Origin of the sequence: Allomuricauda sp. CP2A, from assembly GCF_001683915.1 — a bacterium.
Lineage (GTDB): Bacteria > Bacteroidota > Bacteroidia > Flavobacteriales > Flavobacteriaceae > Flagellimonas.
Genome location: NZ_LXTT01000023.1, coordinates 40,672 through 56,763, shown reverse-complemented (window position 1 = coordinate 56,763; position 16,092 = coordinate 40,672). Strand labels below are relative to the sequence as shown.

The following is a 16,092-nucleotide window of genomic DNA, read 5'->3' as shown; positions in this document are numbered from 1 at the left end:
AAGAAACAGCACGACCAACGTAGGAATTATAAGTTTTTTCATATTACATAAGATTTGTTAGTACAAAAAAACTTAAAATTTTCAGAATTTACATGCTTACAATGCTATTTTTTTAAATGGTAAGTTTTGGTTTTGAGCATTTTAGAGAACACTTTATCGCCAACGCCCTAAAATTTTCACGATGTTGGCAATCCCCCAAAGCCGTATCCGGGTGCCAAGTCGAGTGCTATTTTTTGACCGCCTTTGGCGATGGATTCATAGATGGCTTCACAAATGATCATATCACGCTTGCCCATTTCACCGGGGGCAATATTGGGTGCATCAAAAAGTACATGTTTGGCAAAATCATCCATCTGTAATTTTTGCTGACGCTCGTGTGGAAACTCAATCACATCTCCTTTTGAGGTTTTTCCACTCAATGGGCCGTAACTATTGGCAGGTTGCAATTGAAACCACCCCGATTCGGCGGACACATACATGCTGTTGGCATTGATATTATGTGATGTCATGATGTTCCCCACAGCTCCGTTGGGAAACTCAAATTGGGCCGTAATGGTCTCATCGGTGTCCTTAAAATATTCTGGACGCGTGCTGTATTCCTGCGCAGTGACCGAAATGGGATTCTGTCCTGAACCATAAATGGTACTTTGGATGGCATAAACGCCCATGTTGAGCAAAGCACCTCCTCCGGAAAGTTCCTTGTTCAAACGCCACTGATCAGGATTTCCACCTGAATGATACCCAGCATCCGCCGAAACATACCTGATATTGCCAAACGTTTTCTCACGCACAAAACGTTTCACCTCATTGGTGTAGGGCTCAGACTGTAATCGATATCCAACACCCAGTTTCACACCAGCTTCTTTGCAGGCATTGATGATGGCATCACACTCCTCAACACTTACTGCCATAGGTTTTTCACAAATCACGTGCTTTCCAGCCTTGGCGGCACGTATGCAAAACTCGGCATGCATACTGTTGGGAAGCACCACATAGACCACATCAATGTCATCATTATTGGCGATATCATCAAAATTCTGGTAGTTGTAGATATTTTTCTTTGGGATGTTGTATTTGTCGGCCCATATTTTTTCCTTTTCCGGGGTTCCCGTTACAATTCCCGATAGATAACAATGTTCGGTATCTTGCAAGGCCGGAGCCAATTGATAGGTACTATAGCTGCCGAGGCCCACCAATGCGATTCCCAATTTCTTTTTGTCCTGTCCGCTTCCCATGGCGCAGGCCAATGGTGTGGTTGCCATAATGGCGGCAGTTCCCATGCCTTTGGCCATTAAGGTATTGAAATTTCTTCTAGATAAGTTTTTCATTGATCATGTGTTTAGTCAGTGTATCATAAAGTTAAAAATAATGCTTGTATGGACAGGATTTTCTACGTTTTTACAATTCTTTTAACAAAAAAAGAAATTTCAAAATACTTACTTTTAGCCTTAGACTAATTCAACTTGATACTATGAGAAAAATTTATCTTGCTTTAGGCATAGTTTTATGCGCTTCCCTAACCATTGCCCAAAACCGAAAACTACCTGTGGATACCACAGTGACCACAAAGCACTCGGTCACTATAAAAGGTGTCAACATTAACTACACGGCCACAACGGGAACCCAACCTGTATGGGATGAAATGGGAGAACCCATTGCTTCGCTCCATTATACCTATTATACAAGGGACAATGTGAAGAACAGGGCCGAACGTCCTCTATTGATTTCCTTCAACGGCGGTCCAGGTTCCGGTTCAGTTTGGATGCACTTGGCCTATACCGGCCCCAGAATCCTTAAAATTGATGAGGAGGGCTATCCTGTCCAACCTTATGGAGTGGACCACAACCCCTATTCCGTATTGGATGTGACCGATATTGTTTACGTGAACCCTGCCAATACCGGATATTCCCGTACCATCCCAGAGACAGGTGAAAAAGTACAACGGGAAAAGTTTTTTGGAATCAATGCCGATACTGAATATTTGGCCGAATGGCTGAATACTTTCGTTACCCGAAACAACCGGTGGAGGTCACCCAAGTACATTGTTGGTGAAAGTTATGGAGGAACCCGTGTGATGGGACTTTCCTTGGCACTTCAGAACCAGCAATGGATGTACCTGAACGGCGTTATTATGGTATCCCCAGCCGATTATAAGGTGTTCCGCGACAACGACCCTGTTTCCAGCGCATTGAATCTTCCCTATTTTGCTGCTGCTGCTTGGCATCACAAGGCTTTGCCATCAGCATTACAGAGCAAGGATTTGCTTGAGGTCCTCCCAGAAGTGGAAGAATATACCATCAACACCTTATTGCCTGCCATTGCCAAAGGTGGGTTCATTCCTGAGGCAGAACGTAATGAGGTTGCCAAACAAATGGCCTACTATACGGGACTGAAAGAAAAGGACATCGTAGACCATAATTTGGTTGTGCCCACCCAATTTTTCTGGAAAGCACTTTTAAAAGACAAAGGTGGGTATACCATTGGGCGATTGGACAGTCGCTATTTGGGAATTGACAGACAACTATTTGGTGATAGCCCCGACTATGCCCCTGAGTTGACGTCTTGGTTGCACAGTTTTACTCCTGCTATAAATTATTATTTGCAGGAAGAACTAGGGTTCAAAACGGATATAAAATACAATATGTTCGGTCCGGTACATCCTTGGAACAACGATGATGACAATGTTAGGGAAAACCTTCGCCAAGCTATGGCCCAAAACCCGTATTTGAATGTTTTGGTCCAGTCTGGATACTATGATGGAGCCTGCACCTATTTTGCGGCCAAATATACCATGTCGCAAGTAGATCCCAGCGGACGTATGAAAGACCGTTTTGATTTTAAGGGCTACCGCTCTGGACACATGATGTATTTGAGAAGGGAAGACCTTCAAAAAGCCAATGATGATATCCGGGATTTTATCATAAGAACCCAAACCAATGGGAAAAGTGCGAAATATTAAATTGATTTAGAACAAAATCTGAGAGGTCTAAAAAGCTCGTTAGCTGTCAGGTTGAGCGCAGACGAAACCCATTGATTACCAACATGTTTTAGGTTCTCGACTGCGCTCGAACTGACAAGTTCAAACTTTTGTTGCTTTTTAGACACCCTCTTTTTTGTTTTCAGCATTCCCTAACCACCTTTTAAAAACATTCTAACAAAATTGGGATGGGATTTCGTTATCATTTCTTATTCACTTTATGATAAGGGTACAATTTCTTATTTTTAACAAAAACAGCACATGTTAAAAAAACAAACGATACTCTGGCTTATGCTTTCTTTTTTAGGATTGTCGACCTCTACAAAAATTATGGCCCAAGACTGGCCCAATTTGGAAAAATATAAGAAAGCCAATACTGCGTTGTCTACTCCTACGGAAAACGAAAACCGAGTGGTGTTCATGGGCAACTCCATTACCGAAGGTTGGTCCAACGCCAATCAGGATTTCTTCACGGACAACCCCTACATCAATCGAGGAATCAGCGGGCAGACCACACCACAAATGCTGTTGCGGTTCCGACAAGATGTTATCGACTTAAATCCAAAAATTGTGGTCATTTTGGCGGGAACCAACGATATTGCGGGCAATACTGGCCCCATGACCTTGGAACAGATCAGGGACAACATCCTTTCCATGGTGGAGCTGGCAAAGGCCAACAATATATCTCCCATTGTTTGCTCAGTACTTCCGGCATATGACTACCCTTGGCGACCGGGTCTTCAGCCCAATATTAAGATTCCCAAGCTCAATACGCTGCTCAAAAACATGGCCAGTGAACAGGGGGTGATGTATTTGGATTATTTCTCGGCAATGGCCGATGACCGCAACGGACTTCCCAAAGCATTGACCACGGATGAAGTCCATCTGACCAAGGCTGGCTATGCCGAAATGGAAAGATTGGTCCAAAAAGCTATCGCCCAAGTCATCAAAAATGAAAAATAGGCTGTTCCTTATATTTTTTACTTGCACACTGATTGCTTTTGGGCAAAATGAAATTACCGTGCATCCTGCAATGGAGGTTTTAAAGGAATTTGACAAGGTCAGGGATTTTACCATGGATGCTTCGGGTTCTGAAGCCTATTTTACCATTCAGTCCCAAACCGAGGAGGTTTCGGTGATTTCCACCTCATCCAAAAATGGTGATGCGTGGGGAACTCCAATGGTTGCTCCCTTTTCGGGAACCTATAAAGACATGGAACCGTTTTTGTCCCCAGATGGGCTGCGGCTCTATTTCGTATCAAATCGCCCGTTGCATGATTCCATTTCAGGAACCAAGGATTATGATATTTGGTATGTGGAGCGGTTATCAAAAACATCGGCTTGGTCCCAACCCATTAATATGGGAAAACCCATTAATTCTGAACATAACGAGTTTTATCCCACCGTAGCCCAAAATGGCAATTTCTATTACACGGCTGACCGACCTGAGTCCAAAGGTGAGGATGACATTTTTTTCAGCGAATTCAAGAATGGAACCTACTCAGAACCCATTTCTTTGGATGAAAACATCAATTCCAAAGGGTACGAATACAATGCCTACATCTCAAAAGAGGATACGTACTTGATTTTTGGTGGATATAACCGTGAAGATGGACAAGGAAGTGGCGATTTGTACATCAGTTTCAAGAATGCATCAGGAGAATGGTCCAAGGCCCGGCCTCTTCCCCAGCCCATTAATTCAAAACAAATGGATTATTGCCCTTTTGTGGATGAAACCAACAACATACTGTATTTTACAAGCCGAAGAACCTCAAATCCCGATGGCCCGATTCTAACTATGGAATCGTTGGTGCAATTTCTCAATTCCTATGAGAATGGAAACAGCAGGTTGTACAAGACCGGAATAAAACCTATGCAACTTCAACCATAATTACAGGATTGCAGACCATATATATGCCCATATCACCAAAGCATACAAAAACAGCAAAGGCATGCACCATGTTTTATCCATCATAGGTGATCTTTTGTATCTTTGACATTCAATTGTATTTTTAGGTGGAACTGGTTGGTAATAAGGAGACTACAATTGCTGTATTGCCCTTTCAAATTATTGGGGCAGAGAATTCCATGAGCCCTATCATAAAGGGTTTCACCGAAGACCTCATCATTAATTTCTCAAAGTTTATTGGCCTATCGGTCATTTCCCAATATTCTACCTTGGGTATTTCAGATATTGCAGATACCGAATCTATTGGCAAATTAGGGGCCGACTACATCATTACAGGAAGTTTTAGACCCATTACCGAAGGGTATAGAATTGGAATTCAGCTCATCAGGACCAAGGATAACAGAGTGGTTTTTGCCGGAAATCATGATGAGGCAATGGAAACCATCCTAAATGCACAGGATACCATTACCCAACAAATGGTGAACGTGCTGCAACAACAGATAGAACATGACCTGCTCTCCTACTCCTATAAAAAAGAATCCGTTGAGCTTGCGGCCTATGAAAATTGGCTTTTGGGGATAAAAGAGTTGAAAAAAGGCACGGTTGAGAGCGATTTGGCCGCTCGGGAATATTTTAAGGCCGCCCTAAAAATCGATCCTTTGTTCGCAAGGGCATACACGGGTATTTCCCTTTCCTATTTTAACGAATGGAGCTGCCAGTTGTGGGATCGGTGGGAAGTAAGCCAAAAAGGAGCGCACGATTATGCCCTCAAGGCCATAGAATTGGATGAAAACGATTATATTTCATTGGCCGTTCTGGGAAGAACTTTTCTTTATTTGGGAGATTATGACAAATCCGAACATTTGCTCAGAAAGTCATTGCGGATGAATCCCAATGATGCCGGAAATTTGATCCTGATCTCCAACTGTTTTGTTTGGTTGGGATATTTAGAGGAAGCCGAAAATTGGTACATCAAGGCACGTAATCTAAATCCGTTGCACCCCGAACCCTATCTGCCCATCGGCATGTTGGTATATTTTGAAAAGGGAGATTACAAAAAGGCGATTGAATTGGGTGAAAAGGTGGCCAACCTTTCCATTTGGACCGATTTTACAGCATATTTGGCCGCGGCCTATTACCATCTTTCCCAGTATGGGCAGATGAATGCGTACTGGAAGAAATATCTGGAACTATTCAAAAGAAACATCAATGAAGGAAAAGAGGCGACCAACCAAGAGGCCGTGGATTGGCAAAAAGTGGTCAATCCCTATAAGGTAAAAAGCAACTTGGAACCCTTTTGGAATTTTATGTTGGGTGATTCCCCAAAGAAAACCGTTCAATCCATTGTTCCACGCGCAGAGGCCGTTACAAAGGGAAAATTTATTCATAACGGGGATTTATGGGAACTCTCCTATTTGAATCTATCTGTGGCCATAAAAGACTGCAAAGGCCTACATGACATAGCCAAATTGTTGGAACAGCCTGAAAAACAACTGAATTGCTCCGAACTCATGGGCGTTGTCCTGGAAACTTCGGGAACTTCAATGATCGATGATCAGGCCATGAAGGAGTACAAAAATAAGATTAGGGCATTGAAGATTGATATTGATGATGCCCAAGAAATGGGAATGCACCAAAAGGCCGACCAGTTAAGGGGCGAATACGAGACATTGGTGGAACACTTGTCAAAAGTTATGGGACTGTCCAATAAGATCCGGAAAACAGGATCATCAATGGAAAAAGCCAGGGCGGCAGTAACATGGCGTATTCGGAATGCCATCAAAAAAATTGAGAAAGTACATCCCCAACTGGCCAAACATTTGGCCAACTCCATCAAGACAGGAACCCATTGCAGCTATGAGCCCGAAATTCCACATGAGTGGACCGTTTAATACGACTTACACCACTTTCCTTACAATGTAAGGCGAAAACTTTAGCCTATACGATTGAACAACAATCAAAAACAATATAGAAATGCTAGAGATTATTCAAAATTTGCCAAACCCTTGGGCGGTACTTACCGACCCAATTTCTCTCATTGTGCTGGGAATGTATGGGGCATTGATGATTTGGGAAGCCCTTTTTCCAGCCAGGGAATTGCCAAAAGTTAAGAATTGGAAACTACGGGGGCTGGTTTCCTTTGGAGTGTTTTTTTATCTGTCCACCTATTTCCCATTGATTTGGGACACCTATTTGGTGGATTACCAAATTTTTGACCTGACCGCACTAGGAGCGGGTTGGGGAGCCTTTGTAGCTGTCATGATCTATGAGTTTGCCCTATATGGTTGGCATTATACCATGCACAAAAACGATAAGCTATGGAAAGTATTCCATCAAATGCACCACAGTGCGGAACGCATGGACAGCTACGGTGCCTTTTATTTCAGTCCCATGGACATGATCGGGTTTTCGTTATTGGGAAGCCTTTGTTTGGTGGTCGTTGCAGGATTCACTCCCGAAGCCGCTACGCTCTTTATTTTGATCACCACGTTTTTGGGCATCTTTCAACATGCCAATATAAAAACACCAAGGTGGATTGGTTACATCATTCAACGCCCTGAAGCGCATACCGTCCACCATGCCAAGGGAATCCATGCCTATAATTATTCAGACATCTCTCTTTTTGATATCATTTTCGGAACCTTCAATAACCCAAAGGGTTATACACACGAAACTGGATTTTACAACGGTGCCTCAAGAAGGGTTTGGGATATGTTGACCTTCAAGGACATCAGCAAGGATCAAGCATTATAAAATTCGAGTTTATGTCCTGCACCAATCCAAATCTATGGTATGGTAAAAATCATACCCATCACTCACAATTCAGTGACTCAGAATTTGTGGAAGCTTTTGAAAACGGAAATCTAAATCCCAAGCTGTTTGACCATGAAGCCCATTTAAGAATGGCTTGGGTCTACATTCAAAACCATGGGGAACAAAAAGCAGTGGAAAAGGCATGTTCCGGCATCAAACATTTTGATGTTGTACATGGCAAAGGGAATAAATTCCATACCACGATCACTGTGGCAGCGGTAAAAGTGGTACATCATTTTGTCAAAAAATCTTCTTCATCCACCTTTTCTGATTTTATTGAGGAGTTTCCCCGATTGAAGGTTGCTTTCAAAGAACTGTTGGACCAACATTATGGATTCAATATTTTTTCTGACGAAAAGGCGAAGGCAAGCTATGTACCACCAGATTTACTGTCTTTTGACTAAGATCATGTATTTGCCTTGGGATTTAGTTTCTTTGTACCATGCAAAATCCCAAGGTCAGTATTTGTATTCCCTTCAAGGATACCGCGCATTTTCTTCCCGAATGTCTGGACTCCATCCTGAATCAAACCTATCAGAATTGGGAAATTCTTGCCGTGAACGACCACTCCAGTGACCATAGTTTTGAAGTGCTCAACTCATACACTGAAAAAGATTCGCGCATAAAAGTGTTCAACAATGTTGGCGTGGGCATCATTCCCGCTTTGCGAACTGCTTATGCCCAAAGTTCCGGGGAGTTCATCACACGAATGGATTCAGATGACATCATGAAGCCGAATCGGCTGGAGGTCATGGTAAACTCACTTTTGGCCTCTGGGAAATGGCATGTCGCGGTGGGACAAGTTCATTATTTTTCGGACCGAGGCATCAGCAATGGTTACGAACGCTACGAAGCTTGGCTGAACCAGTTGACGGCCACGGGAGACAATTACAGTGAAATTTACAAGGAATGTGTCATTCCCTCTCCCTGTTGGATGGTATATCGGGAAGACTTTGAAGCATGTGGTGCATTTCGTCCTGACAAATATCCTGAAGATTATGACCTGACTTTTCGGTTCTATGAGAAGGGATTGAAAATAATTCCCTGTGATGAAGTCTTGCATTTATGGCGCGATTATGACACCAGAACCTCCCGCACCCATGAGCACTATGCGCAAAATTATTTCTTGGACATCAAACTCCATTATTTTTTAAAACTTGATTTTGATGAAAATCGACCTTTGGCCATTTGGGGGGCGGGTTTTAAAGGAAAAACCATTGCACAGAAACTTTTGGAACAACAAATCGATTTTACGTGGCTGTGCGACAACCCTAAAAAAATTGGAAAGAAAATATATGGTGTGGAACTCGTTCATTTTAAAGCATTGAAGGATTTGGACAACCCACAGAGCATTATAACCGTGGCCAACGAGGACGCCCAAAAAGAAATCAGGGCCCATTTTAAAGGATTGAAGCAACAACCCATGCACGATTATTTTTTCTTTTGCTAAATCCCCATCACCCTTCACCCTTTACCCCTCACCCATCACCCTTCACCCATCCTCTTTTTACTTTTACCACTCCCTTAACTATGAAATTGATAGCCCTGCACTATTTTAATCGCTATATTTGTTCAATCAAAGTTGGGAATGCAGTTTAAACATCCGGAAATTCTTTGGGCCCTCGCACTACTCGTCATTCCTGTCCTCATTCATCTTTTTCAATTACGTCGGTATAAGAAAACGCCCTTTACCAATGTGGCCATGCTGCAAAAGGTGGTTTCCGAATCCCGAAAGAGCAATACGTTGAAGAAATGGTTGTTGCTGTTGACACGATTGTTATTGATGGCCGCCCTCATCATTGCCTTTGCACAGCCCTTTTCTTCCACCGAAACCGCCCTAAAAGAAAAAGAGACGGTGGTGTATTTGGACAATTCGTTCAGTATGCAGGCCAAGAACAACGGACTTTCCTTGTTGGAAAAAGCGGTGCAAGACCTTATTCGGAATGTGGAAGGCGAAACGGTTTTTAGCTTGTTTACCAATGAAAGTACCTACAATGGCGTTACTATAAAAGACATCCAAAATGTGCTGCTGTCACTCCCCTATTCCCACAAACAACTGAATCTTGATGAAATCCGACTAAAAGCTGGTACGCTCTTTTCCAAATCGAACAGCAGCGTAAAGAATTTGATCATCATATCAGATTTTCAACAACAAATCGCCTCAAACAATACTGTATTGGATTCCATTTTCACTCCATATCTGGTGTCCATCCAGCCAAGGGAGGCACAAAATGTGGCCATAGATTCGGTTTACCTTCAGGATGAATTGGCGGAGCAGCCGACCCTTACCGTTTTGCTTTCTGGAGGTTCAGAAGAACAAAATCTGCCCATTTCCTTATTCAACAATGACACGCTCATTGCCAAATCTGCTGCCAAGTTCACCTCCAACGGCACTGCCGAAGTGGTCTTTTCCATTCCGGGAAATCAAAAAATCAATGGAAGACTGAGCATTACCGAAAATGGATTGGGGTACGATAATCGATTCTATTTCAACATCAATGAAAGGGAAAAAATAAAGGTCCTTGCCATCAGTAACTCAGAAAATGACTATTTGGAACGATTGTATCCGGATAGTGAGTTCGCATTCCAAAAATTTTCTTTGAACCAATTGGATTATAGCGCTTTGGATGAGCAAAATGTAGTGGTATTGGACAATCTCCAATCCATTCCCAATAGTTTGCAACATGTGCTTCGCACCTTCAAGGACAATGGAGGCACCATCATTGTGGTACCTTCAAACGAGAGCGATGTAACCTCCTATAATTCATTTCTGTCCAACTTTTCGGCAGGCCAGCTAACAGAAAAAGTGGCCAACAGCACCAAAGTGACTTCCATATCCTTTGATCATCCGTTGTACAAAAATGTGTTTGAAAAAGAAGTCACCAATTTTCAATACCCCACCGTAAAAGAATATTTCAAGGTGCAGTCGCGACTGTCCAAAATTCTTGCTTTGGAGGGAAATGATGCCTTTTTGGTCGGGAATGATGGGTTTTACCTTTTTACCGCCTCCCTGGAAACGGACAATTCAAACTTTAAGAACTCCCCTTTGATCGTGCCTACGTTCTACAATATGGCCATTTCCAGTCTCCAAAGTCCAGATATTTACCATTCACTAGGAGAAATCAGTGCAGTTGATATTTCCACAAATTTGGGAAGTGATGATATTTTAAATGTTTCAAAGGCGGATTACAATTTCATTCCGTTGCAACAGACCTTTCCAAACCGTGTGCGATTGACTTTTGATCAAAATCCAACTTTGGATGGCATTTACACCATCAATCAACAGGGGCGGCCTTTGCAAAACATCAGTTTTAATTATCCCAGAACCGAAAGCAAACTTAATTATCTGGATGTTGAAAGCTTGCCAAATGCCAATACCCAAGATACCATTGCATCGCTTTTTGAATACTTGGAAGCCGAAAGCAATATTACCGCATATTGGAAATGGTTTGTTATTTTAGCGTTGCTTTTGGCGTTGACCGAGGTAATCATCCAAAAATTCATTACATGAACATTCTGCTGAAGTCTGCAAAAATCGTGTGCCCAGGGAATAAGGAGCTGCACTTGAAAAAGCGGGACATCCTTATTAAAAAAGGGATTATTGAAAAGATTGCCACCTCCATTGAAGCACCTTCCAACACGAAACTGGTCGACCTAAAAAACCTACATGTCTCCTTAGGCTGGTTTGATAGTGGTGTGAGTTTTGGCGAACCCGGCCATGAAGAACGGGAAACCATTTCCAATGGACTTTATGTGGCCAGCAAAAGCGGATTCACGGACATTGTGCTGTACCCCAACACCTATCCTGTTCCGGATACCAGCTCTGATGTGGTGTTTTTGAAAGAGCGCAGTTTGGGGAAACCGACCAACCTACACCCGTTGGGAACGCTGACCAAAAATGCTGAGGGTATTGACCTGGCCGAGTTGTACGACATGAAAAATGCGGGGGCTGTGGCCTTTTACGATTTCAAACAACAGATTACCAATCCCAATCTCTTAAAAATTGCCTTGCTGTATGCCCAAAATTTTGATGGATTGGTATTTTCCCATCCGCAGGATGTCCATATAAAAGGAAAGGGCATTGTACATGAAGGAGAGGTTTCTACCCGATTGGGACTTAAAGGGATTCCCGCTTTGGCCGAAGAGCTTCAAATTGCAAGGGATTTGTTTATCCTTGAATACACGGGCGGAAAATTGCATATCCCTACCATTTCTACTGCAGAATCCGTGAAACTGATTGCCAATGCCAAGAAAAAAGGCTTGGATGTAAGTTGCAGTGTGGCCATCCATAATTTGGTCTTTACAGATGACTCATTGGAAGATTTTGATTCGAGTTTTAAGGTATCCCCTCCCCTTCGGACCAGACAGGATGTCAAGGCGCTGATCAAAGGATTAAAGGATGGCACCATAGATTTTGTGACCAGTGACCACATCCCAATCGATGTTGAAGGAAAACGGGTGGAGTTTGACAACGCCCTGGATGGCACCCTTGGTCTGGAAACGGCCTTCGGCAGCCTAAACCCCATTTTTGGTGTGGAACAAACCATTTCACTTTTAACGAAAGGCAGGGAGCGTTTTAGTCTGAAAACCCCAATTTTAAAAGAAGGTGAGAAAGCATGCTTGACCCTATTTGATCCAGACGAAGAACGTAACTTTACGCTGGAAAATATTTTGTCCACGTCCAAAAACAGTATGTTCTTGGGAGCGCCGCTCAAGGGTAATGCATATGGTGTAATCAATAATAACAAAACTTCAATCTAATATTTTGAGCCAATCCAATCCCGGAAGAACAACAGCCATTGTAGCCTACATCACCATTGTGGGGTGTTTGATCGCCATTACCATGAACATGGAACCCAAAAATGCCTTTGCCCGCTTTCACATTCGGCAAGCTTTTGGCATTCACCTTTTGTTCCATGCGTTGGCCATAGTGCTCACCTTTATGGGAATTGTTTATCTATCCATCCCGCTGTACCTTTTTTATCTTGTGCTTTGGGGCTATGGATTCATGCAAGCACTCAATGAAAAGACCAAGCCCTTGCCTGTTTTGGGCATGTATTTTCAAAAATGGTTTACCTTTATTTCTTAAAATTCTATAATGTCCCCAACCTCATTGTCTTTGGAATACCTTGTACGCCCATCATCCCTAACATCTGGAAAAAAACCGGCCCTGTTTATGTTTCATGGGTATGGAAGCAATGAAGAAGACCTTTTTTCCTTTGCTTCTGAACTTCCTGAAGAGTTAGAGGTGATTTCGGTTAGGGCTCCCTATGATCTGGATCCTTTTGGATATGCTTGGTATGCCATAAATTTTGATGCCGAGTATGGGAAATGGAGCGATGACGTGCAAGCCAAGAAATCCCGGGACAAAATTGCGGATTTTATGGATGAAGCCATTGAAACCTTTAATTTGGATGAAGAAAACATCACCCTTTTGGGGTTCAGCCAAGGGACCATATTGAGCTATGCCGTTGCCCTTTCCTTTCCTGAAAAAGTGAAGAATGTTGTAGCATTGAGCGGTTATATCAATGAAGGCATTTTGCGGAAGGACTATGCCAAAAAAGACCACAGCAAACTCCATATTTATGCATCACACGGGCAGGTAGACCAAGTAATTCCGGTGGAATGGGCCCAAAAAACCCCGGATTTCCTAAAAAAGTTGAACATCAATTTTACCTATGAGGAATTCCCCGTTGGCCATGGCGTATCCCAGCAAAACTTCTATTCCTTCCGAAAGTGGCTGGTGGAGCATCTTTGATTTTACAGTGGGGCAATGGGCAGTAATCCAAGAGACTAGAGAAAAGAGAAAAGAGAAAAGACACAAGACACAAGACAAAATCAAGAGCAAGAGCAAGTTCCAATAACCCAGTAATTCAGTATGCAGTATGCAGTATGCAGTAACCCAATACTGGTACCAATGTCATTTCTGTAAAGGATAGCGCGCAACGTCATGCCGAACTAGTTTCGGCATCCCACCCCTGCAACATGAGACCTTGAAACCTCCCTAAAGGCGGCAGGCAGGCGAGTTCAAAAAAAAATCGTCATGGAGTTGTTTTTTGGTGGTTGAGCCCTTCGTCTATGCTCAGGATAAACTAAAGTCGAAACCAAAGAAAAATTGCCTGCCTGCGGCAAAGGCGGGTATCGAGAAATCAAATTTTCAGCATAGCTAATCGGTTTTTTGCATACCGCCAAAGCAGGTCTCGATACATTCCAAACTCCGTTTGCAACACTCGACCTGACAAAATCAAGAGCAAGAGCAAGTACAAGTTCAAACTCCCGACTTCCCCGCCTGCGGCGGGCAGGCGACTTCCAATAACTGAATAACCAATAACAAAATAACTGAATAACTGAATAATCCCTGCCTACGGCAGGCAGGCAGTAACAATACAAAAGCGGCCTACATCAACCCAAAAACACCATCCGTCAGATCGCACCCAAAAGTTTGCCCGGGTTTTGGGAAATTGTGGATTTAATGATAAAACTTTAGAAATTATGTCACAAAAAAAATTGTTTTTCCTGGCCCTTCTCGCTTTGGGCCTTGTAATTTCATGTAGCAAGGACGACGGGCCAAGCACCCCGCCGAACACCGCACCCGTGATCAAGGCGCAGACCTTCAATGCCGCAGAGAACATATCCGATGCAACCATCATCGGAACGGTCACCGCCACCGATGCCGACAAGGGCGATAAGCTCACCTTCAGCATCGCCACCAACAGCGGCGACCTGTTCGAGATCACCAATGCCGGAGCCCTGAGCCTGGCCACCGGCAAGACACTGGACTTTGACACCAAAAAACAGCATGTGCTCAGCGTGAGCGTGAGCGACGGGAAGGCCACCGCAAAGGCCGATGTCACCATTAAGGTAACCGAGGTCGTTGCACAGAACCAGCCCCCCGTGATCGAGGCCCAGGGCTTTGAGGCGGCAGAGGACATTGCCGACACCGATGTGATCGGCACCGTTGTGGCCTCGGACCCGGAACAGGATGCCCTTACCTTCTCCATAAGCACAAACGACAACGATATTTTTGAGATCGACGCATCCTCGGGCGAGCTGAGCCTTGCTGAGGGCAAGACCCTGGACTTTGAGACTGCCGAAGGGCACACCATTACCGTTGCGGTGACCGACGGTGTAAACGACCCTGTCTCCGCAGAGATCACCATTACCGTGACCGCTGTCTACGAGAGCCTGGCCGATGACCCCGCCTCCTTTGTCACAACATGGGTGACCACGGTTAACAATGAGACCATTAAGATCGGGATGAATCCGGACTATGATGAGTACGACTATACCATAGACTGGGGCGATGGCACGGTGGAGGACATCACCAATGCTGATTTCATTAATTACACAGTTCAGCACGAGTACGCCGAGGCGGGCACTTATACCGTGGCCATAAAGGGCACCTTTCCGGCAATATTTATGGATGTTAATGCTGGCATTGTCACTCAAGCTGATGCGCTTAAATTGGCAAGCATAGAACAATGGGGCTCTAATCCCTGGGCCAACATGTATGGTGCCTTCGCAGGTTGTGGGAACATGGTGTACAACGCCACGGACGTTCCGGATCTCTCCCAGGTGACCCATATGGGTTCTATGTTCAGTGGTGCCGAAGCCTTTAACGGTGACCTCAGCGGGTGGGATGTGAGCAATGTCACCGATATGAGTTCTATGTTCAATGATGCTGTTGCCTTTGAGGGGATCGGTCTCAGCGGCTGGGATGTGAGCAGTGTCACCGATATGAGCTATATGTTCGCTTATACCGATACCTTCAACGGGGACATCAGTGGCTGGGATGTGAGCAGTGTCACCGATATGAGCTATATGTTCGCTTATACCAATGCCTTCAACGGGGATCTCAGTGGCTGGGATGTGAGCAATGTCACCAATATGAGTTATATGTTCTCTGATGCCGATGCCTTCAACGGGAACATCAGTAGCTGGGATGTGAGCAGTGTCACCAATATGAGTTATATGTTTTTAGATGCTGACAGCTTCAACGGGGATATCAGTGGCTGGGACACAAGAAGTGTCACCGATATGAATACTATGTTTGCTTTTGCCATTGCCTTTAACAGGGACCTTGGGGCCTGGGACATCGGCAGTGTTACCGATATGGCTAGTATGTTGAGTGGATCGGGGCTTAGCTCTGAGAACTATAGCAATACATTGACAGGTTGGGCCAACTATGTGGACACCAACAATGGCCCCTCAAATATTAACTTGGGTGCAACTGATCTTCAGTATTGTAATACTAGTGCGGGTGGTTCCAGGATCTTTCTAGAAAGTGTCTATGACTGGAACATTATCGGTGATAGCATTGACCCAAATTGCAATTGATCAATACGGCCAAAGGCCGCCCAAATACCTATTTATCAATAAAGAACGCCGGGAG

General features: G+C 43.9%; 13 protein-coding genes. 12 read left to right on the top strand and 1 reads right to left on the bottom strand.

Features of this window, described 5'->3' with window-relative positions; translation table 11 throughout:
* Nucleotides 1–176: 176 nt before the first annotated feature.
* Nucleotides 177–1,328, bottom strand: coding sequence for a Gfo/Idh/MocA family protein (locus tag A7D14_RS02640; protein WP_067029646.1), 1,152 nt, complete (start codon nt 1,326–1,328; stop codon nt 177–179).
* A 143-nt stretch (nt 1,329–1,471) separates the two neighbouring features.
* Between A7D14_RS02640 and A7D14_RS02635 the strand changes: the two genes are divergently transcribed.
* From A7D14_RS02635 to A7D14_RS02580, 12 genes are all read left to right on the top strand, one after another.
* Nucleotides 1,472–2,959 (top strand): S10 family peptidase, encoded by a 1,488-nt coding sequence (locus tag A7D14_RS02635; protein ID WP_067029644.1) that lies wholly within the window; start codon nt 1,472–1,474, stop codon nt 2,957–2,959.
* A gap of 348 nt (nt 2,960–3,307) precedes the next feature.
* Complete coding sequence (locus A7D14_RS02630; RefSeq protein ID WP_313790796.1) at nt 3,308–3,940, top strand: SGNH/GDSL hydrolase family protein; 633 nt, start codon at nt 3,308–3,310, stop codon at nt 3,938–3,940.
* Nucleotides 3,930–4,868: a PD40 domain-containing protein gene (locus A7D14_RS02625; RefSeq protein ID WP_067029641.1), complete on the top strand. Its 939-nt coding sequence runs from the start codon at nt 3,930–3,932 to the stop codon at nt 4,866–4,868. The genes A7D14_RS02630 and A7D14_RS02625 overlap by 11 nt, the downstream gene beginning before the upstream one ends.
* Nucleotides 4,869–4,993: 125 nt before the next feature.
* Nucleotides 4,994–6,778 (top strand): tetratricopeptide repeat protein, encoded by a 1,785-nt coding sequence (locus A7D14_RS02620; protein ID WP_067029639.1) that lies wholly within the window; start codon nt 4,994–4,996, stop codon nt 6,776–6,778.
* An 82-nt stretch (nt 6,779–6,860) separates the two neighbouring features.
* A complete protein-coding gene (locus A7D14_RS02615; protein WP_255307368.1) occupies nt 6,861–7,640 on the top strand; it encodes a sterol desaturase family protein in 780 nt (259 codons plus the stop codon).
* Between the two features lie 11 nt (nt 7,641–7,651).
* Nucleotides 7,652–8,104, top strand: a complete 453-nt coding sequence (locus A7D14_RS02610) for a hypothetical protein (protein ID WP_067029637.1) — start codon at nt 7,652–7,654, stop codon at nt 8,102–8,104.
* A 38-nt stretch (nt 8,105–8,142) separates the two neighbouring features.
* On the top strand, nt 8,143–9,150 hold the full coding sequence (locus A7D14_RS02605) for a glycosyltransferase (protein ID WP_067029636.1): 1,008 nt from the start codon (nt 8,143–8,145) through the stop codon (nt 9,148–9,150).
* Between the two features lie 138 nt (nt 9,151–9,288).
* Nucleotides 9,289–11,211 carry a BatA domain-containing protein gene (locus tag A7D14_RS02600; RefSeq protein ID WP_067029633.1) on the top strand — a complete coding sequence of 641 codons (1,923 nt, stop codon included), beginning with the start codon at nt 9,289–9,291 and terminating at the stop codon, nt 11,209–11,211.
* The gene (locus A7D14_RS02595) at nt 11,208–12,461 is read left to right on the top strand and encodes a dihydroorotase (RefSeq protein WP_067029631.1); all 1,254 of its coding nucleotides are present in this window, start codon (nt 11,208–11,210) and stop codon (nt 12,459–12,461) included. Before A7D14_RS02600 ends, A7D14_RS02595 begins: the two co-directional genes overlap by 4 nt.
* Before the next feature lie 4 nt (nt 12,462–12,465).
* Nucleotides 12,466–12,789, top strand: a complete 324-nt coding sequence (locus A7D14_RS02590) for a hypothetical protein (RefSeq protein WP_067029629.1) — start codon at nt 12,466–12,468, stop codon at nt 12,787–12,789.
* Between the two features lie 9 nt (nt 12,790–12,798).
* On the top strand, nt 12,799–13,458 hold the full coding sequence (locus tag A7D14_RS02585) for an alpha/beta hydrolase (RefSeq protein ID WP_067029627.1): 660 nt from the start codon (nt 12,799–12,801) through the stop codon (nt 13,456–13,458).
* A 734-nt stretch (nt 13,459–14,192) separates the two neighbouring features.
* A complete protein-coding gene (locus A7D14_RS02580) occupies nt 14,193–16,037 on the top strand; it encodes a BspA family leucine-rich repeat surface protein (RefSeq protein WP_067029625.1) in 1,845 nt (614 codons plus the stop codon).
* The last annotated feature ends 55 nt before the right edge of the window (nt 16,038–16,092 follow it).

What these genes read in the sequence shown, in the direction of transcription:
- A7D14_RS02640 (WP_067029646.1), bottom strand. Translation starts at nt 1,328, where the DNA reads ATGAAAAACTTATCTAGAAGAAATTTCAATACCTTAATGGCCAAAGGC.
- A7D14_RS02635 (WP_067029644.1), top strand. Translation starts at nt 1,472, where the DNA reads ATGAGAAAAATTTATCTTGCTTTAGGCATAGTTTTATGCGCTTCCCTA.
- A7D14_RS02630 (WP_313790796.1), top strand. Translation starts at nt 3,308, where the DNA reads ATGGCCCAAGACTGGCCCAATTTGGAAAAATATAAGAAAGCCAATACT.
- A7D14_RS02625 (WP_067029641.1), top strand. Translation starts at nt 3,930, where the DNA reads ATGAAAAATAGGCTGTTCCTTATATTTTTTACTTGCACACTGATTGCT.
- A7D14_RS02615 (WP_255307368.1), top strand. Translation starts at nt 6,861, where the DNA reads ATGCTAGAGATTATTCAAAATTTGCCAAACCCTTGGGCGGTACTTACC.
- A7D14_RS02610 (WP_067029637.1), top strand. Translation starts at nt 7,652, where the DNA reads ATGTCCTGCACCAATCCAAATCTATGGTATGGTAAAAATCATACCCAT.
- A7D14_RS02605 (WP_067029636.1), top strand. Translation starts at nt 8,143, where the DNA reads ATGCAAAATCCCAAGGTCAGTATTTGTATTCCCTTCAAGGATACCGCG.
- A7D14_RS02600 (WP_067029633.1), top strand. Translation starts at nt 9,289, where the DNA reads ATGCAGTTTAAACATCCGGAAATTCTTTGGGCCCTCGCACTACTCGTC.
- A7D14_RS02595 (WP_067029631.1), top strand. Translation starts at nt 11,208, where the DNA reads ATGAACATTCTGCTGAAGTCTGCAAAAATCGTGTGCCCAGGGAATAAG.
- A7D14_RS02585 (WP_067029627.1), top strand. Translation starts at nt 12,799, where the DNA reads ATGTCCCCAACCTCATTGTCTTTGGAATACCTTGTACGCCCATCATCC.
- A7D14_RS02580 (WP_067029625.1), top strand. Translation starts at nt 14,193, where the DNA reads ATGTCACAAAAAAAATTGTTTTTCCTGGCCCTTCTCGCTTTGGGCCTT.